17 protein-coding genes and 2 pseudogenes are annotated in these 26,987 nt (G+C 60.9%); 8 read left to right on the forward strand and 11 right to left on the reverse strand.

The features are described from left to right. Positions 1–207 precede the first annotated feature (207 nt). Both I5S59_RS11730 and I5S59_RS11735 read right to left on the reverse strand, forming a co-directional pair. Positions 208–1,560 (reverse strand): GntP family permease, encoded by a 1,353-nt coding sequence (locus I5S59_RS11730; protein ID WP_197876744.1) that lies wholly within the window; start codon positions 1,558–1,560, stop codon positions 208–210. Positions 1,561–1,657: 97 nt separating this feature from the next. Then, complete coding sequence (locus I5S59_RS11735; RefSeq protein ID WP_128325178.1) at positions 1,658–2,197, reverse strand: gluconokinase; 540 nt, start codon at positions 2,195–2,197, stop codon at positions 1,658–1,660. 206 nt (positions 2,198–2,403) lie between these two features. Here I5S59_RS11735 and I5S59_RS11740 point away from each other — a divergent pair, with 206 nt between their 5' ends. From I5S59_RS11740 to I5S59_RS26730, 3 genes and pseudogenes are all read left to right on the forward strand, one after another. Further along, positions 2,404–3,423: a LacI family DNA-binding transcriptional regulator gene (locus tag I5S59_RS11740; protein ID WP_197876745.1), complete on the forward strand. Its 1,020-nt coding sequence runs from the start codon at positions 2,404–2,406 to the stop codon at positions 3,421–3,423. A 204-nt stretch (positions 3,424–3,627) separates the two neighbouring features. Further along, positions 3,628–4,305, forward strand: a pseudogene (locus I5S59_RS26725) (PAS domain-containing protein); the annotation flags it as partial. A gap of 108 nt (positions 4,306–4,413) precedes the next feature. Beyond that, positions 4,414–4,842: pseudogene (locus I5S59_RS26730) on the forward strand (methyl-accepting chemotaxis protein); the annotation flags it as partial. A gap of 7 nt (positions 4,843–4,849) precedes the next feature. Here the strand turns inward: I5S59_RS26730 and I5S59_RS11750 are convergent. The 6 genes from I5S59_RS11750 to I5S59_RS11775 form a co-directional block, all read right to left on the reverse strand. Further along, positions 4,850–8,134, reverse strand: coding sequence for a transporter substrate-binding domain-containing protein (locus I5S59_RS11750; RefSeq protein WP_197876747.1), 3,285 nt, complete (start codon positions 8,132–8,134; stop codon positions 4,850–4,852). Positions 8,135–8,141: 7 nt separating this feature from the next. Then, positions 8,142–8,759 carry a response regulator transcription factor gene (locus tag I5S59_RS11755; protein ID WP_128325182.1) on the reverse strand — a complete coding sequence of 206 codons (618 nt, stop codon included), beginning with the start codon at positions 8,757–8,759 and terminating at the stop codon, positions 8,142–8,144. Positions 8,760–9,161: 402 nt separating this feature from the next. After that, on the reverse strand, positions 9,162–10,607 hold the full coding sequence (locus tag I5S59_RS11760; RefSeq protein ID WP_197876748.1) for a curlin: 1,446 nt from the start codon (positions 10,605–10,607) through the stop codon (positions 9,162–9,164). A 17-nt stretch (positions 10,608–10,624) separates the two neighbouring features. Continuing rightward, positions 10,625–11,098 carry a curlin gene (locus I5S59_RS11765; protein WP_197876749.1) on the reverse strand — a complete coding sequence of 158 codons (474 nt, stop codon included), beginning with the start codon at positions 11,096–11,098 and terminating at the stop codon, positions 10,625–10,627. Positions 11,099–11,116: 18 nt separating this feature from the next. Next, positions 11,117–13,351: an Ig-like domain-containing protein gene (locus tag I5S59_RS11770; RefSeq protein ID WP_197876750.1), complete on the reverse strand. Its 2,235-nt coding sequence runs from the start codon at positions 13,349–13,351 to the stop codon at positions 11,117–11,119. A gap of 35 nt (positions 13,352–13,386) precedes the next feature. Next, positions 13,387–14,733 carry a hypothetical protein gene (locus tag I5S59_RS11775; RefSeq protein ID WP_197876751.1) on the reverse strand — a complete coding sequence of 449 codons (1,347 nt, stop codon included), beginning with the start codon at positions 14,731–14,733 and terminating at the stop codon, positions 13,387–13,389. A 236-nt stretch (positions 14,734–14,969) separates the two neighbouring features. Between I5S59_RS11775 and I5S59_RS11780 the strand changes: the two genes are divergently transcribed. From I5S59_RS11780 to I5S59_RS11800, 5 genes are all read left to right on the forward strand, one after another. After that, a complete protein-coding gene (locus I5S59_RS11780; RefSeq protein WP_197876752.1) occupies positions 14,970–16,439 on the forward strand; it encodes a sensor histidine kinase in 1,470 nt (489 codons plus the stop codon). A 176-nt stretch (positions 16,440–16,615) separates the two neighbouring features. Further along, complete coding sequence (locus I5S59_RS11785; protein WP_197876753.1) at positions 16,616–19,396, forward strand: multicopper oxidase domain-containing protein; 2,781 nt, start codon at positions 16,616–16,618, stop codon at positions 19,394–19,396. Positions 19,397–19,413: 17 nt separating this feature from the next. Next, a complete protein-coding gene (locus I5S59_RS11790; RefSeq protein ID WP_232239702.1) occupies positions 19,414–20,394 on the forward strand; it encodes an SCO family protein in 981 nt (326 codons plus the stop codon). A 106-nt stretch (positions 20,395–20,500) separates the two neighbouring features. Continuing rightward, positions 20,501–21,997, forward strand: a complete 1,497-nt coding sequence (locus I5S59_RS11795) for a sensor histidine kinase (RefSeq protein WP_197876755.1) — start codon at positions 20,501–20,503, stop codon at positions 21,995–21,997. Then, a complete protein-coding gene (locus tag I5S59_RS11800) occupies positions 21,966–23,393 on the forward strand; it encodes a sigma-54-dependent transcriptional regulator (RefSeq protein ID WP_197876756.1) in 1,428 nt (475 codons plus the stop codon). Before I5S59_RS11795 ends, I5S59_RS11800 begins: the two co-directional genes overlap by 32 nt. Before the next feature lie 114 nt (positions 23,394–23,507). Here I5S59_RS11800 and I5S59_RS11805 read toward each other — a convergent pair whose 3' ends face one another. The 3 genes from I5S59_RS11805 to I5S59_RS11815 all read right to left on the reverse strand — a co-directional run bounded on the left by I5S59_RS11805 (position 23,508) and on the right by I5S59_RS11815 (position 26,986). Further along, positions 23,508–24,698 carry a hypothetical protein gene (locus I5S59_RS11805; protein ID WP_197876757.1) on the reverse strand — a complete coding sequence of 397 codons (1,191 nt, stop codon included), beginning with the start codon at positions 24,696–24,698 and terminating at the stop codon, positions 23,508–23,510. A 95-nt stretch (positions 24,699–24,793) separates the two neighbouring features. After that, the gene (locus I5S59_RS11810) at positions 24,794–25,258 is read right to left on the reverse strand and encodes a VOC family protein (RefSeq protein ID WP_197876758.1); all 465 of its coding nucleotides are present in this window, start codon (positions 25,256–25,258) and stop codon (positions 24,794–24,796) included. A 108-nt stretch (positions 25,259–25,366) separates the two neighbouring features. After that, a complete protein-coding gene (locus I5S59_RS11815; protein WP_197876759.1) occupies positions 25,367–26,986 on the reverse strand; it encodes an NADP-dependent glyceraldehyde-3-phosphate dehydrogenase in 1,620 nt (539 codons plus the stop codon). Between the last annotated feature and the right edge of the window lies 1 nt (position 26,987).

Below are 26,987 nucleotides of genomic sequence, written 5' to 3' on the forward strand. Positions count from 1 at the left end.
GACCTGTAGGAGCCGTGCTTGCCGGCGAACCAGACGCTGCGGTGTGTCGGCTATACCGCGTTATCGTTCTTCGCGGGCAAGCTTCGCTCCTACAGGATGGCGGTGTAAATCGCAGCCGACTCCCCCTGTGGGAGCCAGGCTTGCCGGTGATGGACTGCGCAGCAGGCCTGGTTCGATGTCGCGCTTCCGGCCTTCGCGGCGGAGCCCTCAGACCACCAGCGACAACAGCATGATGAAGATGATGCCGACCACCGAAAGGATGGTCTCCATCATGCTCCAGGTCTTGAACGTCTCGGCAACGGTCATGTTGAAGTACTGTTTGACCAGCCAGAAACCGGCGTCGTTGACATGGGACAGGATCAACGAACCTGCACCGGTCGCCAGTACCAGCAACTCCCGGTTGACCCCGGGAATCATGCCGATCACCGGTGCAACGATGCCGGCGCCGGTGATGGTGGCAACCGTCGCGGAACCGGTGGCGATGCGAATCACCGCGGCCACTAGCCAGGCCAGCATGATCGGCGAGATCTGCGCATGCACGGCCATCTGGCCGATGACGTTACCGACCCCCGTGTCCACCAGCATCTGCTTGAAGCCACCACCGGCGCCGACGATCAGGATGATCGCCGCCGTGGGTGCCAGGCTCTGGTCGAGCAGTTTCATGATGTGCTGGCGGGAGAAGCCGCGCGCGGCGCCAAAGGTATAGAAGGCCAGCAACAGCGCGGCCAGCAGGGCGGTGATCGGGTGACCGATCAGGTCCATCCACTGGCGCACGATGTGCTCGGCCGGCAGCACTACATCGGCGAAGGTCTTGAGCAGCATCAGGAACACCGGCAGCAGCACGGTGATCAGGGTGATGCTGAAGCTGGGCAGGTTCTGGTGCTCGGATTCGCGAGCGATCTGGTCCATCAGTTCCTGGGACGGCGAGCCCGGAATGTAGCGGGAGATGAAGTTACCATACAGCGGGCCGGCGATGATCGCCGTGGGCAGGGCAACGATCAGGCCGTAGAAAATGGTTTTGCCGATGTCGGCATTGAATATGCCGATCGCCAGCAGCGGGCCTGGATGCGGCGGCACCAGCCCGTGGACCACCGACAAACCGGCCAGCAGCGGAATGCCGATCTTGATCAGCGAGACCCCGGAACGGCGGGCGACGATGAACACCAGCGGGATCAACAGCACGAATCCGATCTCGAAAAACAGCGGAATGCCCACCAGGAACGCGGAGAACATCATGGCCCAGTGCACTTTCTGCTTGCCGAAGGCGCGGATCAGCGTCTGGGCGATCTGGTCGGCACCGCCGGAGTCGGCCATCAGCTTGCCAAGCATGGTGCCCAGAGCCAGGACGATACCGACAAAGCCAAGCACGCCACCGAAGCCGTCCTGGAAAGATTTCATCACCTTGGCCACCGGCATGCCCGAGGTCAGGCCAAGAAAACCGGCCGCTAAGGTCAGCGCAACGAAGGGGTGGACCTTGAAGTGGGTGATCAGCAGCACGAGGCCGATGATGGTGACAATTGCATCGAGCAGCAAGTAGGTATCGTTTGCCAAACCAAACATGGTTCAGTGCCTCATCTTGTCATTGTTGTGGGCGTAGCGGGTACAGCGTTCCAATCTAAAGATAGCGCTATCTTTGGTGAGCTGGGAAACCGCCGGGTCAGGCCGTTCGCGCCAGTACCGGCTCACCGCAGGGCTTTAGCCACAGGTCAACCTGTACGGCCAGTTGCGCAACCGGCAAGGTAGCGTCCAGAGGCAGGGTCAGGGCTTCGCCGTTGGGGCGTTCGAGCGCGGCGAACTGGCTGTCGATCAGGCTGGCCGGCATGAAGTGCCCAGGGCGCGCCAATACGCGGCGGCTGGCTTCTTCAGGGGTAAGGTCGAGGAACACAAAGCCCAGGTCCGGCACGGCATGGCGCAAGGCGTCGCGGTAGCGCTTTTTTAGCGCGGAACAGGTGAGGATAGGGCGTTCGCCGGTTTTCAGGGTGGCTTGCATTTCTTCACCCAGACGGATCAGCCAACCGGCGCGGTCGTCGTCGTCAAGGGGAATGCCGGCACTCATCTTGTCGATGTTGGCCGCGGGGTGGAAATCATCGCCTTCGATCAGGCGGCCGCCGCTCAGGCCGGCAATGGCAGCGCCGACGTAGCTCTTGCCGCAGCCTGCTACGCCCATGACCACGATCGCGGATAGGGGTGGGTTCATCGGTACCTCCTGCAGAGTAAGATAGCGCTATCTTTGGCCGGGACGATGTTCGCCTCGGGCGCTTCCCACCCAGATGTTATTGATCTTGTAGAAGCAGTCTGGATGCTCATTTCAGGTCACTTGCAGTAATGCATTGCCTGCGTTCTGAGACAGCGCTACCTTAGTGCCCGTTCCCTATTCTTTGCAAGTCGAAAATAAAATTCCCCATGACCCGCATCGGCTCCCGTACTACCGGTCGTCCCACCCTGGCTGAAGTCGCCAGGCTTTCCGGGGTTTCCCCGATCACCGCCTCCCGAGCCCTGCGCGGGATCAGCACGGTTGCCCCGGAGCTGGTAGAGAAGGTCAAGCTGGCTGCAGCCACCCTTGGCTACGTTGCCAACCCGGCCGCCCGGGCACTGGCGTCGGCGCAGAGTGAGTCGATCGTGGTGTTGATTCCGTCGCTGTCGAACCAGCTGTTCATCGAAACCCTGGAGGCCGTGCACGAAGTCATGCGTCCTCGCGGGCTTGAAGTGCTGATCGGTAACTATCACTACGATATTGCCGAAGAAGAGAACCTGATCCGCAACTATCTGGCCTATCAGCCGCGTGGCATTTTGCTCACCGGCTTTGACCGCAGTGATGCGGCCAAGCAGATGCTCACGGCCAGCGGTGTGCCCTGCGTACACATGATGGAACTGGGCGATGCCGAACAAGGCATGTCGGTGGGCTTTTCCCAGCAGCAAGCGGGTGAGGCGGCTGCCCGGCATCTGCTGGAGCGCGGTTGCCAGCGTCCGGGCTTCATTGCCGCGCAGCTCGACCCACGGGTGATGCAGCGTGCCGAAGGGTTTCGCCAGGCGCTGATGACTGCCGGTCGTTATGCCCATGAGCTGGAGTTGTTGTCGCCGCAGCCCTCGTCGATTGGCCTGGGGGGTGAATTGTTCGGCCAGCTGCTGGGCCAGCATCCGGACGTCGACGGCATCTTCTTTTGCAACGACGACCTGGCCCAGGGCGCCACGCTCGAGGCCTTGCGCCTCGGGATCAAGGTGCCGCAACAGGTCGCCATGGTCGGTTTTAACGACTTGCCGGCCTCAGCGCACATGGTGCCGAGGTTAACCTCGATCCGCACCCCGCGTGCGGCCATTGGCCGCTGCGCTGCACAGGCTTTATTGGGCATGCTCGATGGCAAACGTGCCATGGTGACCAACCAGGACCTGGGCTTTGAACTGGTGGTGCGAGAAAGCAGCTAAGCCCGCGAAAAGTCAAGCGATAGGCGGTGATGTCAGACTGCTTGCACGCTGCCAACGCCCATCTATGCTCAGCAAATCCTGAACACAGAGGGCGGTACGATGTTTGACTTTCATCGCAAGTCCGATTTGGTAGCTATCGAGCAGTGCAACCGTGTTCTGGCCGGCATCAATGCCAAAATGGCCGCGATCAGCCGTTCCATGGCCATGATCGAGTTCAGTCCGGACGGCATCATTCTTGATGCCAATGAAAACTTCTGTAAGGCCATGGGCTACAGCATTGAAGCGATTCGTGGCAAGCACCATCGCATGTTCTGCGATCAGGAGTATGCCAACAGCGACGAGTACCGGCGTCTATGGCGCGACCTGGCGCGGGGCGAGCCGCAAAGCGGTACCTTTTCCCGGGTGAACCAGCAAGGCCGGGAAATCTGGCTTGAAGCCAGTTACATGCCGGTGTTCGGCCCCCAGCAGCAAGTGACCAGCGTGATCAAAGTGGCCTCGGACATTACCGAACGGGTACAGCAGGCGCACGAAAGCGCTAGCCAGATCAACGCCATCAGCCGCTCTATGGCGATGATCGAGTTCACCCCGGAGGGGAAGGTGATCAAGGCCAACCAGAACTTTCTCGACACCATGCGCTACCGCCATGAAGAGATTGTCGGCCAGCATCACAGCCTGTTCTGCCACAGGAGTGAAAGCGAGTCTGCAGCGTACAAGGCGTTCTGGGCGTCGCTCAACCGTGGCGAATACCACTCGCACCGGTTCGAACGGGTGAACAAACTGGGGCAGATGGTTTACCTGGAAGCGTCCTATAACCCGATTTTTGACACCAAGGGGCGCCTGTACAAGGTGGTCAAGTTCGCCAGCGACATCACCTCACAAGTCAGCACCCAGCAGACGGCCGCCGAGGCCGCGCATGCCACCTCGGTGCAAAACGATGCCTGCGCACGCAAAGGCTCCCAGGTGGTGCAGCAGACTGTGCAGGTGATCGAGGAGATTTCCCTGAACCTCAACGCTGCAGCGCGCAGCATCGATGCGGTAAGCAAGCAGTCTGAGCTGATCGGGCAGATCGTTCAGACCATCCGCGGCATTGCTGATCAGACTAATTTGCTGGCCCTGAACGCTGCCATCGAGGCGGCGCGAGCCGGTGAGCATGGACGCGGCTTCGCGGTGGTGGCCGACGAGGTACGCACCCTGGCAGCCCGAACCAGCAAGGCCACCCTGGAAATTGTCGAGGTGGTACGGCAGAACCATGACCTGTCGCTGACGGCAGTGGCCAGCATGCAGTCAAGCCTGAGCCGCACCGGTATCGGCGTGGAGCTGGCCAACGAAGCCGGCGAGGTGATCATGGAGATCCAGCAGGGTTCGCAGCACGTGGTCGATGCAATCAGCCAGATCAACTCGACCCTGCAATTGCATTAAGCCGCTGTCAGGGGGCAGCCGTGGCATGGGCCAGTTGCCGTAGCAATGCCAGCAGGCTGTCTTCCAATGCGTTCAGCAAGGTCATGAGCTGGTCAGTCGAGGCATCGCCTAGGCTGGCCTGCTCCAGTGCCTCGCAATGACGTACCACGCCCCGTGCCTTGAGCATTTTCGCGCCGCCCTTGATGCGGTGGGCGAGGGCGCGCAGCTGTTCGCGCGCAGGTGCAAGGCCAAGCCTGCGCAACGCATCGAGATCTTCCTGGGTGCTGTTTGACAGCTCTCGGATCAGCCGGTTGGTCAGGTTGGGGTCGCCCAGCGTCAGGTAGTGCAGGCTGTTGATGTCGAAGTCACTGGTGCTCGCGTCTGTTTCAACGCTCGGCGTCGGAACATTTGTCTCCATTGTGTGCAGGTGACGACGTAGCTCCGCCAGCCCGATGGGCTTGAACAGGCAGTCGTTCATGCCGCTGGCCAGGCAGCGCTCACGCTCTTGAGCCTGTGCGTTGGCCGTCAAACCGAGAATCAGGCAGGCCGGTCGCTGTAGCTCAGGTTCCAGCAGGCGGATCTGACGTGTCAGTTGATGACCATCCAGGCCTGGCATATGGCAATCGGTAATCACCACATCGAACGGTTGTTGCTGCCACAGCAGCAGGGCCTGTTGACCATCGCTGGCCTGCTGGACCTGGTGGCCGAGTACGCTTAGCTGGCGTTCGAGCAGCATCAGGTTGGCGGGATAGTCGTCCACCACCAGTATCGACAGGATGGGCATGGGGCTGCCTACGGGCACAGGCGAGGTGCCGATAACAGGCGTGGGCTTGGCCAGAGGCAAGGCCAGTCGCACTTGCAATTGCGTGCCCTGGTTAAGCGTGCTTTGCAATGTCAGGGTGCCGCCCATCAACTCGGTGAGGTTGCGGCTGATCACCAGGCCCAGGCCGGTGCCCACTCGCTCGGTGTTAGTGCCGACCTGGGTAAAGTGGTGAAACAACTGTTGTTGGTCTTCGGCACTGATACCGATGCCGGTGTCTTCGACAGTCAGTTGCACTTCTATTTGTTGCGCCTTTGCTTCATCCAGCCTGAGCCGGACAATTACCTGGCCTTGCTCGGTAAATTTGATCGCGTTGCTGATCAGGTTGGAGAGGATCTGCTTCAGGCGAAGCGGGTCAACGGCGACCAGGCACTCAATCGGCTGCAGGTCGGTAGCCAGCTTCAGGCCTTTGAGCCGGGCATTGCCCTCGAATACCCGAACAGTGGCTGCAACCAGGGCGTTGAGGTTGGTCGGCTGGGGTTCCAGGTGCATGTGCCCGGACTCGATTCGCGCGATGTCGAGAATATCGCCGATCAGGGCCAGCAGGCCGTTGGCCGATTCGAAGGCCACTTGCAGCGAGGCGCGGTCGGCGCGTCCTTGTTCGGCATCCTTGATGGCCAGTTCGAGCAGACCGATGACCGCATTCATCGGCGTGCGGATTTCATGGCTCATGGTCGCCAAAAAGGTGCTTTTCGCCCGGCTGGCGTCTTCTGCCTGCTCTTTTGCCAGGCGCAGTTCTTCAAGCAAGTGCTTGCTGAAGCCGAGTTCCGTTTGCAACGCCTGTTCGGCTTCGCTGCGCTGCCTGATCAACTTGCGCAAGTAGCGGTTCCAGGCAATCACGACGGCGATCAATACCCCGGCGCCGAGGATGATCTGCAGGATCAGGTCGCGGTAGTTGTACCAGAGGCTGTCACTGACCAGCGCGTTGGTGCGCCAGCGACCGGTCAGCTCGGTCATTTCTTCTGGCGGGATACTGAGCAGGGCCTTGTCGAGAATGGTGTGCAGCAGTGTGGCGTCACGGGCGACGGCAAACGCGGCCAGGCCAGGCTGATCGCCAAAGTTGGAGACTATCCGCAAGCGGTCCTTGAACATCCGGTTCACAAAGTAAGCGGCATTGATCTGCGAACTCAACGCCACATCGGCGTTGCCCTGGGCGACTTGCTCCATCAGGGCCAGGGGATTGTCCACCTCGATCAGCGTGGTTTTCGGGAAACGTTGGCGCAGCTCGGCGACCACCGGAATGTTGCGGATCAAGGCCAGGCGCTTGCCGTCGAGCTGGTCGGGGCCTTGCAACGCCTGGTTATCTGCACGGGTGACCAGCACGCGCGGACTGACCAGATAGGGGCGGGTAAAGCGCAATGTTGCTTCGCGTATCTGACTCGGCGACAACAGGCCTGCGATATCTATCCGGCCTTGTTCAATCTCTTTGATCATGTCGGCGATCGAGTCGACCACCTGGATGTCAAATTTCAGGCCCGTGCGCAGGCTGATCTGCTCGAGCACATCAGCGGTGATGCCGCGAAACTGGTGGTTGTCGTCATAAAAGCTGATCGGGGCAAAGTATTTGTTGATCGCCACCCGAACATGGGGATGTTGCTTGATCCAGGTACGTTCGGCAGCCGTCAGGCTCAAGGTGCCGCGGTTGAGCAGCACCCGCGTACTGCCACTGGTCCAGCGCCTGAGGATGTTCAGGCGATCATTGTCACCGATGCGATCCAGGGCCTGATCAACCAGGCGCAGCAAGGTAGGATCGTTGCGCGACACGGCAAACCCGAACGTCCCACGCAGATTCTTGATGAACTGGTTGATCTGCACGCTGCCCAGGTAGACGCGGGTAATCAGGTAGTCGCTGCTGACTGCATCGCCAAGAAACGCATCGGCTTGCCCCAGCGATACCGCAGACAGACCAGCCAGGTTGGAGCTATAGAGTTGCAGGTTGGCCTGCGGATACAGCGCGGTGACAACAGACGTGGGCAGGTAATGGTCGACCATGGCCAGCCGCTTGCCTTCGAGTTTGTCGTTGAGCGCGAGGGTTTTACCTGAGCCGATGACAATCACGGGTTGATCGTCGGCGTAAGGGTGGCTGAGTACCAGATGTGCGTCATCCGCTTCGAAGGCATTGGAGCTGCCGAGCAAGTCGATCTTGCCGTCATGCAGTGCGGCAAGGGCCTGAGAGCGGTCGGCAAAGCGCCGGACCTCGACAGGAATGCCCAGGAGTTCACTGATCAGTCCGGCATAGTCGGCGGTCAGGCCTTCATAGTCATGACTGCTGGCGTTGATATCGAAAGGCGGGTAGTCCGGAACGCTGGTGCCCAGCAACAAGAATTGCTTGCGCTTGAGCCAGGCGGCGTCGTCTTTGGACAAGGGCAATGCGGTACTGCTGCTCATGGAACGTGCCAGCAACTGACGGGGTTCGCCGACGTCAACGGCGAGGGCATTGAATGACAGCAGTGCCAGCAGGCAGGCAGATACAAAGGTCCTGGTCGTTGTCATGGCCGACTCAGGACAGGTGGCGCTTGGACAGCTCGAACAGCTCGACCAGAGACTTCAACTCAAGCTTCTCAAGGATTCGGGTTTTGTAAGTGCTGACGGTTTTCGCGCTCAGGTGCATATGCTCGGCAATGGCATTGTTCGAACGCCCTTCGGTCAATAGACGCAGCACTGCCAACTCCTGATCAGACAGTTTGCTCAGGCGCTGTTGTTCGGTTAATGCCGGGCCTTTTTGCGTGGACAGGTCGGGGAAGGTTGAATAGCCCCTGACCATTGCCTTGAGCGCAGACAGCAGCACCTCAAGGTCTTCGTCCTTGTGCACGAAGGCACTGGCACCGGCTTCGATGCAGCGACGGGCAATCAGGTCAGCCGGTTGACCGGTGAGCACCATGATGCGTGGCACAGGTTCAAGCCCATGCAGGCGTTTGATCACATTCAAGCCGTCGATGCCAGGCAAGCCGATGTCGAGAATCACTACGTCAGGCTTGAGATCGCGGGCCATTTGCGTTGCGCTGGAGCCGTCAGTGGCCTCACCGACTACGGTGAAATGCTGGCTTTCGCGGTGCAGCAACGTGCGTAAGGCAAGGCGGGTGGTGGGGTGGTCGTCGACGATCAAAACAGTGGTCAATGCGCAACTCCTTGTCGAGTTTGTGGGCGATTTCCCGAATCATTCAGGAGGGCGGATCGGGCAGAGGCCAGAGCGGCGCCAACGATACGTCGAATCAGGGAGCTTGAGTACGGGGAGTATAGTCTTGTTGGAAAATGCCGGCATCTCTTGAGGAAATTCCTACAAGTGATGTGACAAAAACTGTCAGTCAGTGCGTGGAGGTCAGCACTCTACGGGCTGTATGGCCCCTCAGTAGAGCGCTTGAGCTCTGTAGGTTGCATTTCATGCCGGGGGTAAAAAAAGGCCGTAACCACCCCCATCGGTAGTTACGGCCAAAGCGGGGAGAGGAACACGTTCGTCAGCTTTGGCTGACTCGGCTGTGGGAAAGGCCGCTACCCCTCCCGCAACCGTTAAACAACAACCTTACTGCTGCAGTACGGTGGCCTTGTTGCCCGTACCAAACTGATCGACCGTTGCGGTCATGCTTGCACCGCTCTGGTCGACGGTGGCCTGGTTGAAGGACCCGCCCTGGGTGACATAGGCGACATTGACACCGTCGGTTTGCTTGATGATGGCGCTGTTGTTGTCGCCATACAGCTGCCAGGTGGAGCTCTGGTTACCGTTACCCGACTGATCGAGCTTGATGCTGTTGCTCTCGCCGACGCTGGAACCGGTGGCGTAGTTGTTGCTACCACGCTGATCGGCAATCAGCAGGTTGTCGGTACCGTTTTGCTCAAAGTACAGCTCGTTGTTGGTATCGGCCTGGGTCAGTTCGGCGGTGTTGGTGGTACCGGACTGACTCAAACGCGCAATCTGGCCGACATCTTTCTGGGTCAGGTTGGCGCTGTTGCCGCTGCCGTTCTGGTCGATCTGCGCACGTTGCCCGCTGCCAAACTGGCCACCCGGCTTGTCACCTTTCCAGTTGCTCGCCAGCACCTTGTTACCGTCACCGGAAGAGGTGACTTCAAGCACATGGTTGTCGCCGTTCTGATAAGTGAAGCTGATGTTGCCACTACCGGACTGGGTCAGAGTGGTCTGCGACTGCAGCGACTCGAACTGGTCGGCGTAGATGGCGTTCAGGTCACCCACCTGAACAATGCTGGCGTAGTTGTTTTCACCAAAGCTCTGGTCAATGACACCTTCGTTGGTCTGGCCGTTCTGGTTGGCTGTTGCCTCGCTGGCCTTCTGGGTGTCCTGCCAGATTTCAATGGAGTTGGACTTGCCGTTCTGGTCAACCGTGGCAGTGCCACCCTGGCCTTCGCGCTGATCGGCATAGGCCCAGTTGCTTTCACCGGCCTGATAGATGCCGATCTGGCCGTTGGAGTGGTTGATGTGTTCGGCGGCGCTGTAGTTGTCGGTACCGCTTTGGGTCGATTGCGCGTTGTTGCCACCGCCACTGAACAACTGCTCCACGAAGGCACGGTTGTCGTTACCGTACTGTTCGGTGACACCCTGGCTGCCGTTCTGGCTGTCTTGATAGACAAACGAGAAGTTGCCGATGCCTTCCTGGGTTTGCTGGGCGGTGTTTTCGGTACCCAGCGACTGGCTGGCGTGGGTGTTGTTCAGCGAGCCTTGTTGTTGCTGGTTGATCTGGCTGCCGAACTCGTACAGTTGCTCGGCGTAGCCGGCGTTATAGTCACCGGTGGCATGCTGCAAGATGGCACTGTTGCCGCCTTCCTGCAGGGACGCGTGGTTATTGCCTTCGCCGTTCTGGGTCTGGGTGACGGTGCTTTGCGGCGCCGCTTTCTGTTTGACCTCGGCGATGTTCTCTTTGCCGTCCTGACTCTGGGTGGACTGGCTGTTGTCTGCCATTACCTGGCCGGCCAGGGCCAGGACAATGGCGGCGCTTAAGGGGGCGAGCTTGTTCATGGTGGAGCCTCCAGGGTTTAGCGGTATTGGTTGACTTGCACGCGCTGCCCGTTACCGGCCTGGGTCACGGAACTTTGTAGTCCCGAGCCGGCCTGGACGATGCTGGCGCTGTTGCTGTTTCCGTACTGCTCGATTTGTGCGCGGTTGTTGCTGCCGCTTTGAGCGATCGATGCGCTGTTGCCGTAGCCTTGCTGGTTGATGGTGGCCATCAGGTCACTGCCTTGCTGCAGGATGTACGCCTCCTGAGCACCGCCTGATTGCACGATGCGCCCCAGCAGGGCCTGGCCGTCCTGGCCGATGGCGGCGCGATTGGAGTCACCGTTCTGTGCGATCTGCGCCTGTTGTCCGGCACCGGCCGGCAGCGGCAGCATCGACAGTGGTTCCCCCAGGTCGCCGCCGGGGCCAAGGTCGGCGTTGTCCATCAGGTCGTCGGCCAGGGCGGCCTGACCGATCAGGGTCAGGCACATCAGCAAGGTGGTCAGGCGCGCCATGGTCAGGTCTCCCGAGGTTTACTGCACAGTGACCGGCACGGTACGAACGGTGCCCGGGACTGTGGTGAGGGTCGCTGTCGGTGATGCTGTCGGTGCCGCAGTGGTACTGGTGACAGTCAACCGCCAGCGTCCGGTCAGCGGTACAGGTGTGGTGCCCAGGGTGACCAGCCCGGTCGGGGTCGTGACCTGCACGGTCACCGAGTTGAGGAGGATGGCGGACGACGTACCGGAGATGTCCCAGGTGTAACGGTTGCCGGCGCGTACCGTGACCGTTGCAGCCGTGACGGTGAAGTTCTCCGAGATGATCGGCCGTGGCGTGACCTGCACGGTGACGGTGGCCGGTGCCGACAGGAGGCCTGTGCTGTCCCTGGCAATGTAGGTAAAGGTGGTGGTGAATGGCGCAAGTACTACCGCCGGTGGGGTGTAGGTGACCTGGGTGCCAGTGATGCTGACCGACCCTTGAGCGGGTTGGGTCACGCTGGCGATGGTCAACGGCAGATTGCCTTCCAGATCCGTGTCATTGGCCAGGACGTTGATCGGCAGGGCGACACCCTGGGTTGAGGCAGTGTCGTTGACTGCGGTTGGCGGCTGGTTAGGCGTTACGGTGACCGTCACCTTGGTGACCGCCGACTTCAACCCCTTGGTGTCCTGGGCACGGTAGGTAAAGGTCGCGGTCAATGGTGCGGTGACTACAGCTGGCGGCGTGTAGAGCACGGTCGTACTGTTGGTCAGCGCAACGGTGCCCTGGCCGGTTGCTGGCTGAGTAAGGTCAGTGATTGACAGCGGCACATCATTATCTGGGTCGCTGTCGTTGGCCAGCAGGCTCATGCTCAACGGCTGGTCGAAGCGGGTACTGCCGACATCCGGTTGCGCCACGGGCGCTCCGCTTGCCGGATCGACCGGTGCGTTACCAACCACCACCACCGCTTCGGTATCGCTGCCACCGGCGGCGGACTTGATCGTGACACTGGCTGGGGGTTGTGCCACATCGTTGACGGTCAGGGTTTGCAGGATGCCGGACTTGGACAGGCGGCCATAGCCCTGGGCAACCAGGTCGGGTACCTGAACTTCATCGCTGGAGCTGGCTTCGATCCGCAGGCGTTTATTGGCCCAGTCGTAGCGTGCGGTAGTGACTTTGACCACGTCACTGAGCTTGCGCGACAAGGCAGTTGGACGCAGCGCGCCGGACGGATCGGTAGCGGTCACCACTATCACCGGTGGTGGCGCGGCGTTGCTCAGGTGGTTGGCGAAGAACAGACCATTGTTGTCGGGTGCGAGGTCGAACTGGCAGGGGGTCGGCGGCGTGCCGGGGACCAGTGCCACGGTTTCACGGAAGCACAGGGTGGCATTGCTTGGTGCCTTGGCATACACCTCGACACGAGTACCGTCCGCGTTGCGCCGATAGGTAGCGCGCTCCAGCTCGGCAGGTGTCTGTTTACGATCATCATAGATTTTGCCGGACACGGTAAAGAGGTTGGTCTCGATTCGTCCGGCCGGGCCCTCGATACGTACGAAGTTGGTGTTAAAGGGGCTGCCGGTCACCTGTTCTGTCAGGTTCGGGTCGCCGATGAAGCGTTCGGTTGCACCGGTATCCGGGTTGACCGCCGTGTAGGGGGCGACAACGGCATTGACGCTTCGCAGGAACGGGCCTAGCGCACCATTGAGCGCACCGCTGAAGTTACCTGGCGCACCGATGCCGACATCACGGGTGATGTTGATGGCACGCCGCCCGGGGGTGGTGACGTTGACAGTCTCGACGCCATACGGGTGGGTGATTTTGTACGTACCGGCCTGCGGCACCGAGACGCGGATACGGATACGGGCAAAACTTTGCTGGTCGCCATCGACCGGGTTCTCGGCAGCGAACGCGGCCTCGACGCCGGCTACGTAGGCATCCATTTCGTAGCCGCTGTTGCCGACGGCCGGAATCGAAGTTTCCGCCAGGTACCAGAACATTTCCGGTGGCCAGTTATCCGGAAACACCAGCGGCAGGGCATCATCATAGATACCGGGCTCGGGCAGCAGTGTGCACATGTAGGCCGGTGGAGTCGACGCCGGAACCCGCGTACTGACGGCCCTTGATTGGCACAGCTCCATGGACAGGTTGTTGCTGTCCTGGTACCACATCGGGTAGCGCCCGGTGGCCAGGGTGTAGGGGCCGGGATCGACAGCCTTGAGGGCGGCCCAGGCGGTGCTGGTCAGCGTGAGGGAAAGCCCGGCGGCGCACAGCGCCAGGCGTGGCCAGTTGTTCATGTTGCCTCCTGCTACGGAACGTGGCGTGAAGATGTTCATGGCACGAGCTCCACTTCTTCGCTGTCGCTACCACCATTGGCGCTGGTCACGGTGACTGTGGCCGGCGGAATCGGACTGAGGGGGGTGCTGAGCGTCTTGACCGCGCCATCGCCAAGCAGGGTGCCGATCACTGCGCCGTTTCCGGTGCTGGCCTTGAGCGCTGGGGGGCTGGTCTCATCACTGGAGGATGCAGTCAGGGTCAGAAGGCCGGAAGTCAGGCTGTATTCGGCGCGTTGAATGACCACCAGGTCGGTCAGCGGCATTGTCAGCGTGGTCGGGGTGTTGCTGGCGATTGCCAACTGGTTGTCGGCCGTCACCTGCAGGTTCACTGGCAGGGTAGGGTTGAGCACTGACTGACCGTACCAGGCGCCGGTGGCGGTGGCTTCAGTGAGGCTCAGGCTCGGGGTCTGACTGATTAACGTGGCCGTGCCAGGGGGGGGAGGTGCCTGCACAAAGACGTCTTGCTGGGCGCGCAGGTTGCCGTTTTCGTTGTGGCGTGAGTAGGTGCTGCGCTGGGCAATCGCCGGGGTGGGGCGGACCACCTCGGAGAGTTTGCCGGAGACGGCAAACAGGTTGGTGCGCAGGTCCAGGCCGTTGGGCCCTTCGATGCGTACAAAGTTGGTGTTGAACGGGCTGCCGGTGACCGCTTCGCTCAGGTTCGGGTCGCCGATAAATTGTTCACTGGCGCCGGTCTGCGGGTTGCGCTCGATGTAAGGGCCACCGACACCACGCAAGAATGGGCCGACATCACCTTTCAGGGCGCCGGTGTAGGTTTTCGGTGAGCCGATGCCGATGTCACGGGTCATGTTGATTGCACGACGTCCGCCGGCAGGGACATCGAACACTTCCACGCCGTAGGGGTGGGTGACAATGTAGGTGCCAGCTGTCGGCACATCGACACGGATGCGCACCCGGGCAAAACTGATCTGGTCTCCATCATGCACTTCATCGGCGGCGAAGGCCGCCTCGACCGCCGCACCATAGGTCAGGTCGATACCGCGGGCGGCGTCGACAAGGGCAGCATCGGCGGCAAACCAGAAGGTCTCGTCGGGATAGTTGGTAGGAAAACTGATAGGTTTGGTGTCGTCGAATACCCCAGGTGCCGGATTCAGGATGCACATGTACGAAGGTGCACCGGGTGCGCCGGCCACCCGTGAGCTGACTGCCTTGGTCAGGCACAGGTCGAGGACCCGGCCATGGGTGTCTTGGTACCAGGCCGCAAAACCACCGGTGGCCGGTGCGTAAGGCCCGCGGTCTACGTCGTACAGCGCGGCCTGGGCCGGTGCCTGGGTCAGGCTGGCCAGTACCAGCAAGGCCAGTGGGTGGGGCGTTGGACGGTGCATGAGTGTTCCCTCTCGCGTGTGGGCCCATGGACTTGGGTCGTCTGCTGAGGGTTTGGCAACATCCGTACCAACATGCGCAAAGCCTTGTAGTGCCTGGCTTGTAGCAAAATTTGGGGTCGCTGGGGCTGGCGGCTGTCGGGGCCGGTGCCCCAGGGTTGGGGGCAAACGGGGGAGTGTGCGGGGCAATCGGAAGTAACTGCGCTATAAGATAAGAAGTCATCTGCCGGGAGTTTGCGATGGACCTGCAATCACGTCTGGAGTCGTCATCCCTGCCAGCAAGCGAGCACAGTCCGATAGCCAGCAAGCGGCCGTTCAACCTGCTGCGCTGGTATGCCTTTGTCAGCCTGGCGATCATCCTGTCGGTGGCCGTTGGGTTGGGGCTGATTTCCAGCCGTTTCGTGATCAACGAAAGCATCGAGCGTGACGCGCTGCTGACCGCCCAGTTCATTCAGTCCATCGCCCTGGCTGAAGTGCGTCATGTGTCCATTCCCAATGTGCGGACCATGGGCGAACTGCTCGATCCCCGGCTCGACGAGAGCTTCCCCGACGTCAACCCTGAAGCACGGCGCGGTGCCCGCGGCGAATTCCTCGACCATATTGCGCACTTGCCCGACATGCTGCTGGCCAATATCTATGCCCCGGACCGGATCGTGATCTGGTCGAGCAATCCGGCACTGGTGGGGCGGATGATCGAGTCCGACGAAGACCTTGAGCGTGCCTTCAACGACAAGATCCGGGTTTCGGCCAGTTATCACAGCGTTGATCAGGCGCGCGCCGAACAGAAATTCATTACCCCACCTGAACACCTGTTCATCGAGAACTACATTCCGCTGTTCGATGCTGATGGCGATAACGTCACTGCGATGGTCGAAATCTACAAGGAACCGCGCGACCTGATCGGGCGTATCGAGCGTGGCCTGATCCTGATCTGGATGGCCATCGCATTGGGGGCCGCTCTGGTGTATTGCGGCTTGTACTGGCTGATGTACCGGGCCAACCGGCAACTGGCGGTGCAACAAAAACGCTTGATCAACAATGAAACCTTCGTTGCCCTGGGCGAGATGTCGTCGGCAGTAGCGCACAGCCTGCGCAACCCGTTGGCAAGCATCCGTTCCAGTGCCGAACTGGCGCAGGAAATTGAAGAGGGGCCGGCGCAGAAAAACATCGGCGACATCATCAGCCAGGTCGACCGCATGTCGCACTGGGTACGGCAATTGCTGCAATCCTTGCGGCCACTCAATGACGCCGCAGAAGTGGTGGAGCTTGAGCGTGTATTGCAGGACAGCCTCCAGGCCTTCAGCCTGCAACTCAAGCGCCAGGGCATTGAAGTCCTGCGTGATGATCTGGCCCACGCCAAGGTGCTGAGCCAGCCGGTGTTGCTCGGGCAGATTTTCAACAGCCTGATCGCCAACGCCCTGGAAGCCATGGGCGAAGGCGGCACCTTGCGTGTCGAGCAGGTTCATCAAGGCCGCAAAACCCTGGTGCTGCGCCTGTGTGACAACGGCAAAGGCATGAACGACGCGCAGATGCGCATGGCCTTCAAACCCTTCTACACCACCAAGCAGGGCGGGTTGGGCGTTGGCCTGGTGCTGGTCAAGCGGATCATGGAGCGCTTTGGCGGGTCGGCACGCCTTCACAGTCGTGAAGGCAAGGGGACCTGCATGCAATTGACCTTTCGGGTGGCGCGTGAGGCGATGCATGACTGACGGCTTTCCCCGGTGAAAACCCGAAGCTGGGGGATGCATTCCCCACATTGTGTGAACATGGCTTCTCAGGCAGTAACGCTAACTGGTTGAAATTCAACAAATACACATCTTGAAATATCTTTGGCCAAGTAATTGCAAATCGACATTAGCGGTTCGCAATCACTGGGTGAAAGATCATGATCAAACGCCTGCATTACCCCTTGGGCCTGAGCGCCGCTCTGGCCCTGCTGCTGGTGGCTGAAGTACCTGCCAGCCCGATTGACGACGTCGATCCGCCGGAGCCTGGCGACCCGTCGGCCTACACCGATGTGCCCGCTGACCCTGCGGCGGCCTTGATAAATTTGCTGACGCTCCCTGAGGCCAATGTGGGCGCCTTTGACCTGCCGGAAGGCGAAGGCACGCGTGACACCCCACGCCAGGAAAACGAGCGGCCGCCAGCCCTGCAGACGTCGTTCAACTACCCCACCAACGGGGCCCCGAGCCCGATGTTTGGTGCGCAGCCGTTCAGCCAGCAGCTGTTGTTGTTCGAAGAATTCGGGCCAACCCGCCTGGACCCGACCACGCCGTCCGGCTTGCTGGTGTTCCCGGCCCCGACCACGGGGCCTGCGCCGCAGCAGGACCCGGTCAGCGTGACGCGCAGCGCACCCAGCGGGCCACAACTGGACGCCTTTCTCAAGCAGCCGGGCCTGACGCCATTTCCCAGCCAGTTTGCCAACGTCGTTGATCGTAACCCCTGGCAGGCGCAAATCGAGCAGTTCCTCAACCGGCACATCGGGGCGCCGGCCGAAGGGCGCCCACCAGGAAAAGGCTGGTCGCATCAGCGCTGGAACGAGTTCTACCCGCAAGCCGCCTACAAGACAGCCCAGGCCGGGGCGCGGATCAATGGCGGCCTGCGCGATGCCATGCAGATGCACCACTACAGTGTCGGCGAATTCGGCCCGGGCGGGCTGTATTACAACACCGCCGGGCAACCCAATACCCAAGGCACCACCAAGGGCATCGATACCCGCTTTCACCCCAATATGCCGTTGCAGGATCACAAGTCGGTCTGGACGTTCGACGGTACCTTGCCGCCCAAGCTGCTGATGGTGCGCTATGGCCAACCGCTGTTGATGCGTCATTACAACGCGTTGCCGATCGACCCGGCTGCCAACCATGGCTTTGGCCTGCACACCATCAGCACCCACGAGCACAACGGTCATTCGCCGGCTGAAAGCGACGGCTACGCCAACGCCTTTTTCTTCCCCGGACAGTATTACGACTACCGCTGGCCATTGCAGCTTGCCGGGTACGACAGCATCAACACCCGCGCCGAAGACCCGCGCGCTGCGTTCCCCTGCACCCCGGGGGAAAAACTCTGGGTCAACGACGCCGAGCCGGGTCTGAAGACCTGCGACAACGGCAGCATCAAGATCCGTGGCGACTGGCGCGAGACCATGAGCACCCACTGGTTCCACGACCACATGCTCGATTTCACCGCGCAGAACGTCTACAAGGGCAACGCGGCGATGATGAACTACTACAGTGCCCTGGACCGTGGCAACGAAGCCTTTGACGATGGTGTCAACCTGCGCTTGCCGAGCGGTTCGGCGCTGTCGTGGGGCAACCGCGACTATGACGTCAACCTGGTGATTGCCGACAAGGCCTGGGGGGCTAACGGGCAACTGTGGTTCAACCCCTTCAACACCGATGGCTTCCTCGGCGATCAGGTACTGGTCAACTGGCAGTACAAACCCTACCTCGACGTGCGCGCCCGCAGTTACCGCTTCCGCATCCTCAATGGCTCGGTGTCGCGCTACTTCAAGCTGGCACTGGTGCGTGAGATCAAGGGCAGCGGCGGTGAATTTCCCGGGCCCAAAGGCTCCGGGCTGTCGTATGCACGTGTGCCGTTCCACATGATCGCCAACGACGGCAACATCATGGAACATTCCGTGCCGTTCGACGGCAGCATGGACCTGGACGGCGACGGTGACCGCCAGAACCATAACGCGATCCTGCCGACGCAAGGCATCGCCGAGCGTTTCGACATCATCGTCAATTTTTCCAAGAACGGAATCAAAGCCGGCGACAAGCTGTTCTTCGTCAACGTCAAGGCGCATGACACTGGCAAGGGGCCCAAGGAAGACATCGAACTGGCCGACGTGCTGTCGGAGAAATACCTGGCCGTGATCAAGCAGGGCAGCAAGGGCCCGCAATGGGACAAGGGCGACCCGGCAGTAGGCAAGGTGCTGCAGCTCAATGTCAAAGTCTACACCGGCCAGGACCTGGCCATGGACCCGGCTGCGTATGAACCGGCCAAACCGGGCAAGGCTGAAGGCAAGGTGATGATTCCGCTCAAGCTGCACCGTGACAACCCGGCCGACCAGGCGCTGTTGGCACAGGCCCGGCACCGCACCTTCATCTTCGGTCGTTCTGACGGCACCGACCAGGTCCCCTGGACGATCAAGACCGACGGCAACCTTGGCTACAGCATGGACCCCCGCCGGCTCAGTGCCGCGACCAAGCTGGCCACCGGGCCGACCGATGCCGGTGCCAGCAACTTCGGCACGCTTGAGGTGTGGAAAATCCAGAATGGCGGCAATGGCTGGAGCCACCCGGTGCACGTGCACTTCGAGGAGGGCATCATCCTCAGCCGCGGCGGCAAGGCGCCACCGGAATGGGAGAAGTGGGCACGCAAGGATGTGTACCGCATCGGCACCGAAAAAGATGGCCTGGACAACGTCGAGCTGGCGATCAACTTCCGCGAGTTCGCCGGGACCTACATGGAGCACTGCCACAACACCCAGCATGAAGACAACTCGATGCTGCTGCGTTGGGACATCGAGCATCCCGGCCAACTGCAGATGATGCCAACGCCGTTGCCCAGCTGGGATGGCGTGCAGTACATCAACTCCGCCGCACTGCCGACCTGGCGGGTGGGGGACGGCTTCGGTCCACAGGTCAAGGTCACCAAGTAAGCAAAGGAGCGTGCATGATGAAGCGATTGTCACTGTGGCTCGGCAGCGTGTTGTTGTGCTGGGCCCTCCAGGGGCTGGCGGAGGAGGCCACCCCCTGGGGCGCGGGGTATTTTCCCAATACGGTACTGACTGATCAGGACGGGCAGCAACTGCGTTTTTTTGATGACCTGATCAAGGGCAAGGTGGTGGTGATCAATTTCATCTTCACCGGGTGCGGCGATTCCTGCCCGCTGGAAACCGCACGCCTGCGCCAGGTCCAGCAGTTGCTGGGGGACCGGGTCGGTCACGACGTGTTTTTCTACTCGATCAGTATCGACCCTATAAGCGACACGCCCGAGGTGCTCAAGGCCTATGCCGCGCGTTTCAAGGTCGGCCCGGGCTGGCGCTTTCTCACCGGTGACATCGACCAGATCAACGAGCTGCGCCGGCGCCTGGGGTTGTTCATCGAGGGCGTCGACAATGGCCGTAGCCGCGATCACAACCTGAGCCTGATCGTGGGTAACCAGGCGACCGGTCGCTGGATGAAAGCCTCGCCTTTTGAAAACCCGTGGATCCTCGCCGATCAGTTGGCCAACAGCCTGCAGAACTGGAAGCAGGCCAGCGAGGGCGAAAGCTATGCCGATGCGCCACAGATACGCCCACCCAGCAGTGGTGAGGAGTTGTTCCGTACCCGCTGCGCGGCGTGCCACAGTGTCGGCCCGCAAGACGGGCAAGGCATCGGCATGCGTGCAGTCGGGCCGGACCTGCTCGGGGTTACCCAGCGGCGCGACCGGGCCTGGCTGAGCCGCTGGATTCGTGAACCGGACCGTATGCTCGCCGAGCGTGAAGCCCTGGCCGTGTCGCTGTTTGAACAGTACAACCGGGTGGCCATGCCCAACCTGCGGTTGAATCAGCAGGACACCGACAACCTGCTCGAATTTCTTGAGAAGGAAACGCAGCGTCAAGGCGTGCTGGAACAGGCCAACGCCACGGAAAGCGGGGCTGCCAAGGCTCAGTAAAGGCAAAATACTATTACTTTGGCAGTAATCATTAGTATTGATGTAAAACAGCCGACGCTGGCTAGGCTATAAATTGTAAGAAAAAACAGCCCGCCAGGAAGAACCGATGCAGGTGCTGAATAAGAAACTGGCCGATGAGGGCCGTGATCCAAACGCAGTCTCCGAACCTGTACCGCGTGAGTTCAATCTGCTGCGCTGGTTTTCAGTGGTCAGCCTGTTGATCATTGCCACGGTGGCGGTGGGCCTGGGGTATGTCTCGACGCGCTTCGTGGTCAACGACAGTGTCGAGCGTGACGCCATGCTCACCGCCGAGTTCATCCAGGCGATGGCCAAGGCCGAGGTGCGCCATTCGCGGATTCCGCCGGGCACTACCATGGCCCAGTTGCTCGATCCGCGCATGGACAATCAGCACCCGGGCATCAGCCCTGATCTGGCGGCCTCGACCCGTATCGAGTTTCTCGATCATGTCGAACACCTGCCCGATACCCTGCTGTCCAATGTCTATGCCCTGGACCGCACCATTGTCTGGTCCACCAACCCCGATCTGGTGGGCAAGAAAATCGAGGGCGACGACGACCTCGATGAGTCGTTCAATTCGCAGAAGCCGGTATCGGCCAGTTACCACAAGGCCGATGAAGACCGCGACGAGCAGAAGTTCCAGCGTGAACCGGAATACCTGTTCATTGAAAACTACATTCCCATGTTCGACGAGAGCGGCACCCAGGTGCTGTCGATGGTGGAGGTGTACAAAGAGCCGCAAGACCTGGTACGTCGCATTCAACGTGGTTATGTGCTGATCTGGGCGTCGACCTTGATCGGCGGCGCGCTGATCTACTTTGGCCTGTTCTGGATCGTGCGCCGCGCCGCCAGCCTGTTGCGTACCCAGCAGACGCAGCTGGTTGCCAGCGAAACCTTTGTCGCCCTGGGCGAGATGTCGTCGGCTGTAGCCCATAGCCTGCGCAACCCGCTGGCCACCATCCGTTCCAGCGCCGAGTTGGCCCAGGAAGTTGCCAGCGAGCGCTCGCAGAAGAACATCGGCGACATCATCAGCCAGGTTGACCGTATGTCGCGCTGGGTGCGTGAGCTACTGGTGTCGTTACGGCCATTGAAGGACGATGCGGAAGCCGTTGACCTGGTCGCGGCGCTCGAAGATACCTGCAGTGCCTTCGCCCAGCAGACCGAGCGTACCAAGGTGCAGCTGAGCGTCAGCGCGCCACCTGCTGCCCAGGTGGTGAGCCAGCCGGTGCTGCTCACGCAGATTCTCAACAGTTTGTTTTCCAATGCCCTGGAGGCCATGCCCAACGGCGGTCGGTTGACACTCGAAGTGCTGGCGCTGGAGAGCGAGCGCAAGGTCCAGCTAACCTTCAGTGATACCGGCAAAGGCATGAGCCAGCAGCAGGAACGTATGGTCTTCAAACCGTTTTTCACCACCAAGCAGGGCGGCCTGGGTGTCGGGCTGGTGCTGGTCAAACGAATAATGGAGCGGTTTGGCGGCGCGGTCAGTCTGACCAGTCGCGAGGAGGAAGGAACCCGTGTTTGCCTGACGTTCAATGTTGCAACGGGAGGGGACCATGGAGCAGAGCATCCTGGTAGTGGAGGATGATGAAATCCTCGCGGAAAACATCCAGACCTATCTGGAGCGCAAGGGGTTTGAAGTCACGGTGTGCCACAGCGCGGAGCAGGCACTGGAGCAGTTGCAGCAGGTTCAACCTGATGCGGTGCTGACCGACAACTCGCTGCCGGGCATGAACGGTCATGAGCTGATCAAGGCCTTGGCAGTGCGTGCACCGGAGCTCAAGGTGATCATGATGACCGGTTACGGCAACGTCGAAGATGCCGTGCTGGCGATGAAGGAGGGCGCCTTTCACTACCTCACCAAACCGGTGGTACTGGCCGAGCTCAAGTTGACGCTGGAAAAGGCGCTGGCCACCGAGCGCCTGGAACGTACGCTGTCGTTCTATCAGGACCGAGAAGCGCAAAAGTCCGGAGGCCAGTCGCTGATTGGCGAGTCGCCGGCCATGCTGGGGCTCAAGCACACGCTCAAGCAATTGCTCGATGCCGAGCGGCGCATGGCCAGCGGTGACTTGCCGCCGGTGTTGGTGGAAGGTGAAACCGGTACCGGCAAGGAGCTGGTGGCCCGCGCCCTGCATTTTGACGGTGCGCGCGCAAAGGGGCCTTTTATCGAATTCAACTGCGCCTCGATTCCCGCCAACTTGCTCGAGGCCGAGCTGTTTGGTCACGAGAAGGGCGCGTTTACCGATGCCAAGGACCGTCGTGTCGGGCTGGTCGAAGCGGCCGATGGTGGCACGCTGTTTCTGGACGAAATCGGTGAAATGGACCTGATACTGCAGGCCAAATTGCTCAAGTTGCTGGAAGACCGCACCATTCGCCGCATTGGTGCAGTGAAGGAACGCAAGGTTGACCTGCGCATCATCAGCGCAACGAACTGCAACCTTGAACAGATGGTGCAACAGGGCAAGTTCCGTCGCGATCTGTTCTTTCGTTTGCGCATCATATCGATCAAGGTTCCCAGGCTGTATGCCCGGGGTGAAGACATCCTGCTGCTGGCGCGGCACTTCCTTGCCTTGCATGGCAAGCGTTATGGCAAGTCGCACCTTTACTTCAGTCCCGAGGCCGAGGAGTTGTTGCTCAATTACAGCTGGCCGGGCAACGTCCGCGAACTGCGCAACATGCTTGAGCAAACCGTGTTGCTGGCGCCGGTCGAGGAGATCGGTCCGCATCAGCTCAATGTCTGCATGAGCCTGGTCGATGAACCTTTCGATCCGCCCATGCCGATACCCCATGAACATCACGGCATGGGGGAGGTGCCGGGTACTACCAGCCTGCCGGAGGTGGAACGCGATATGGTGCGCAAGATGCTCGATCGCACCGACTGGAACGTCACCAAGTCTGCCCGCCTGCTGGGGTTGAGTCGTGACATGTTGCGCTACCGTATCGAGAAGCTCGGGCTGACCCGGCCGGACAAGCGTCAATGGTGATTGCGACCGCTGCGCTCTCGATCGCCGGCTGTAGGAGCGTGGCTTGCCCGAGAAAAACGATGACGCGGTGCATCAGGGGCCCCGCGGTGCCAGGTTCGCCGGCAAGCCTGGCTCCTACAGGCCGCGCATGAAGAAACCGGCGACGTATTTGCGGAAGGTGTCCAGGCTCTTGAAGTCGGCATAGCGCTTGAAGGTTTCGCCTTCGGGCTCCGGCCCCACCGGCCTGTCGGTCAGCGACACCGACAGGACCCGGTCCTGATTGGAACTCAGCACCAACGCATCCATGCCCTGGCCGCCGATGACCGGGCGGCGCATTATCACCCGCACGCCCTTGCTGGCCATCCAGTCGATCAGCGAAACGAGCATTTTCAAAGGTTCGCGCTCTTCATCGCGGAACACCGGGAACAGCTGCCCGCGCGACAGCACCGGTACGCTGGCAACATGAATCAGCTCGTAAAAATGACTGCCCGCGCTGGTGGTCGAATAGATGGCCAGGGCGAGCAATGGCCCCGGGGTTTTGCTGCCGCCCCAGAGTAAATGGTGGCCCTGAAAGTCGAAGCCGTCTTCGTTGCGCCCGTTGTACACCTTGCGCGCCTTGATCTGGCTGACGCAATCGAGCATCAGGCCGTAACGGCGGTGGTTGCCAAAGGCACTGGAATCGCGCAGCCGGGCCTTGAGCATCATCATGTGCTTCATGTCCAGGCGGGTTTCCAGGTAGTTGCTGGCCGGTACCCGCTCGATCAAGGGGTAACGGCTGGCGACATTGCGCAGTTCGGCAAACTGCCCGGTCAGGTCCTTTTTCAGGTGGGTGGCATAAACGTTCAGGCCACTGGCTTCGATCAATGTCAGCAGCAAGGACAACAAGCGGTGCTGATCGCGAGCTTCGCCGCTGTCGATACGCGCCACGTCGTCACCAGGGACGGTACGGCGAAAGTCGCTGATCAGGCGCAGCGGCGTATCCGGCGGCAGCCACGCTGCCGGCAGGGTGTCGGCATCATCGGGCCGACCGGCCTCGCGCTCATCCTTGATGAAAGCGCAGTCTGGAGCGTGCTCGGCTGTGCCGGGGTTGTTCTTGAGGAACAGCGTGCCGGTGTTGCCATTGAGGTTGACGTTGAGAATCGGCATCGCCCGCGCCTGGCAGTCGCAGGCCAGCCAGTGCCCGGCAGCGCGGATCTTGATCAGTAGCTGATTGGCCTGCAACAAGCGTGGGCCGGTCAGCGTGCCTTGCGCAAAACCGCGCAGCAACTCGTCTTCGCCCGGGGTAAGGGTGCGCACCAGCGCGGCGTTTTTCTCGATGATTCGCATGACAATCCTTGGCAACGGCACGTTATAAGCTGCAAGTAACAGCGGTGTGCGCTCTTGCTTGCAGCTTATCGCCGACAGCTTGCAGCTTTAGCCGCCTACGAGGCAAACATCCTGGCAGCACGGGCGCGTATTTCTTCCACCGACACGTCTTCAACATGGGAGGAGATAAACCAGAGGTTGCCAAAGGGGTCCTTCAGGGTGCCGCTACGGTCGCCGTAAAACTGGTTTTCAACTGCGCGCAGTTGTGTGCCACCGGCCTTGATGGCCTGGGCATACACCGCATCGACATCCTCGACATACAGGTGCAGGCCAATGGCGGCGCCGGGCAGTGACTGGCTGCTGGCCAGGCCGCCTTCCATGTCGCAGGGGTCGGCGAGCATGATCGATGAGGTGCCGATTTTCAGCTCGGCGTGGCCGATACGGCCATCCGGGCTTTCCAGGCGGAACATCTCGACCGCACCGAAGGCGGCCTTGTAGAACTCGATGGCTTTGCCGGCATCCTTGATGCCGAGGTAGGGGGTAATGCTGTGTTGCCCTTCGGGGATTGGTTTGACGGCCATTTTGTAGATCCTCCTTAGCGCGCCGCAGGGTGAATGGCGCGAAACTGTATATTTGTACAGTTTCGGCCATTGGGCAAATCAAAATCGGCGGCGCTGGACGGACGGCAGTCAGAAGATGTAATCGGTCGTCAGGAAGCTGGAATCACGGTTGCGGATGATGTCGCTGATCAGCTGCTTGTTGCTGTCCTGGAACTTGGTCGCGACCAGGGTGCGGATCGAAAACACCCGCAAGGCATCATGCACCGACAAGGTCCCTTCAGCCGAGTTCTTGCGGCCGTTGAACGGGTAGGTGTCCGGGCCACGCTGGCACTGGGCGTTGAGGTTGATGCGGCCGACCTGGTTGGCAAAGGTGTCGACCAGGCGCCCGACCTCGGCCGGGTTGGTGCCGAAGATGCTCAGTTGCTGGCCAAAGTCGGAGTCGAGCACGTAGTCGATGACTGTCTGCAGGTCGGAATACGGCACCACTGGTACCACCGGGCCGAACTGCTCTTCCTGGTACACACGCATCTGCGCGCTGACCGGGTACAGCAACGCCGGGTAGAAGAATGAACCGCGGCTGCTGCCGCCGCCGTCGTTGAGCACCTGCGCACCTTTTTCCACGGCGTCGGCGACCAGGCCATTGAGGTAGTCGATTTTACCGGCTTCCGGCAGCGGGGTCAGGCTCACCCCGGGCTCCCAGGGCATGCCCGGCTTGAGTGCGGCGAGCTTGCGCTGGAATTTCTCGAGAAAGCTGTCCACCACGGCCTCATGCACGAAGAGAATCTTCAGCGCCGTGCAGCGCTGACCATTGAACGACAGCGCGCCGGTGACGGCCTCGTTGACGGCATTGTCCAGATCGACTTCAGGCAGCACGATCCCGGGGTTCTTGGCATCCAGGCCAAGGGCTGCGCGCAGGCGGTGCGGGCGCGGGTGGAGTTTTTTCAGGTCGCTGGCGGCCTTGTTGGTGCCGATAAAGGCGAACACATCGATCTTGCCACTGGCCATCAATGCGCTGACGGTTTCGCGGCCGCGGCCATAGATGACGTTGATCACCCCGGCCGGGAAGCTGTCGCGGAAGGCTTCGAGCAACGGGCGAATCAGCAGGACACCGAACTTGGCCGGTTTGAACACCACCGTATTACCCATGATCAGCGCCGGAATCAGGGTGGTGAAGGTCTCGTTCAGCGGGTAGTTGTAAGGACCCATGCACAGCGCCACGCCCAGTGGTGCGCGACGGATCTGGCCGAGGGTGTCCTGTTCCAGTTCGAAGCGGCTGGAGCGCCGGTCGAGTTCCTTGAGGGCGTTGATGGTGTCGACGATGTAGTCGCAGGTGCGGTCGAACTCCTTTTCGGAGTCCTTGAGGTTCTTGCCGATTTCCCACATCAGGAGCTTGACCACGGCCTCACGCTGCTCGCGCATCTTGCCCAGGAAGGTCTCGACATGGCGGATGCGCTCGGCCACGCGCATCGTTGGCCAGGCACCGCGGCCTTTGTCGTAGGCATGTACGGCCGCATCCAGGGCAGTCAGGGCGGTGTCGGCATCCAGCAACGGGGTGCTACCGAGAGTGACCTGGCGCTCCTCGTCGTCCTCTTTGAGCCACACCGGGCTGCGTACGGTAGCCAACGGGCCATCCCAGCGCTGCAACTGACCGTTCACCAGGTACTCGCGTTGCACCAGCGGCTCGCCCAGGCGGTAGGCCTGGGGAATCTCGGCGGCAGTGGGAAACAGCGTATCGAGCAGACGGTCCATG

Source organism: Pseudomonas alkylphenolica, from assembly GCF_016009175.1.
Taxonomy (GTDB): Bacteria; Pseudomonadota; Gammaproteobacteria; order Pseudomonadales; family Pseudomonadaceae; genus Aquipseudomonas; species Aquipseudomonas alkylphenolica_B.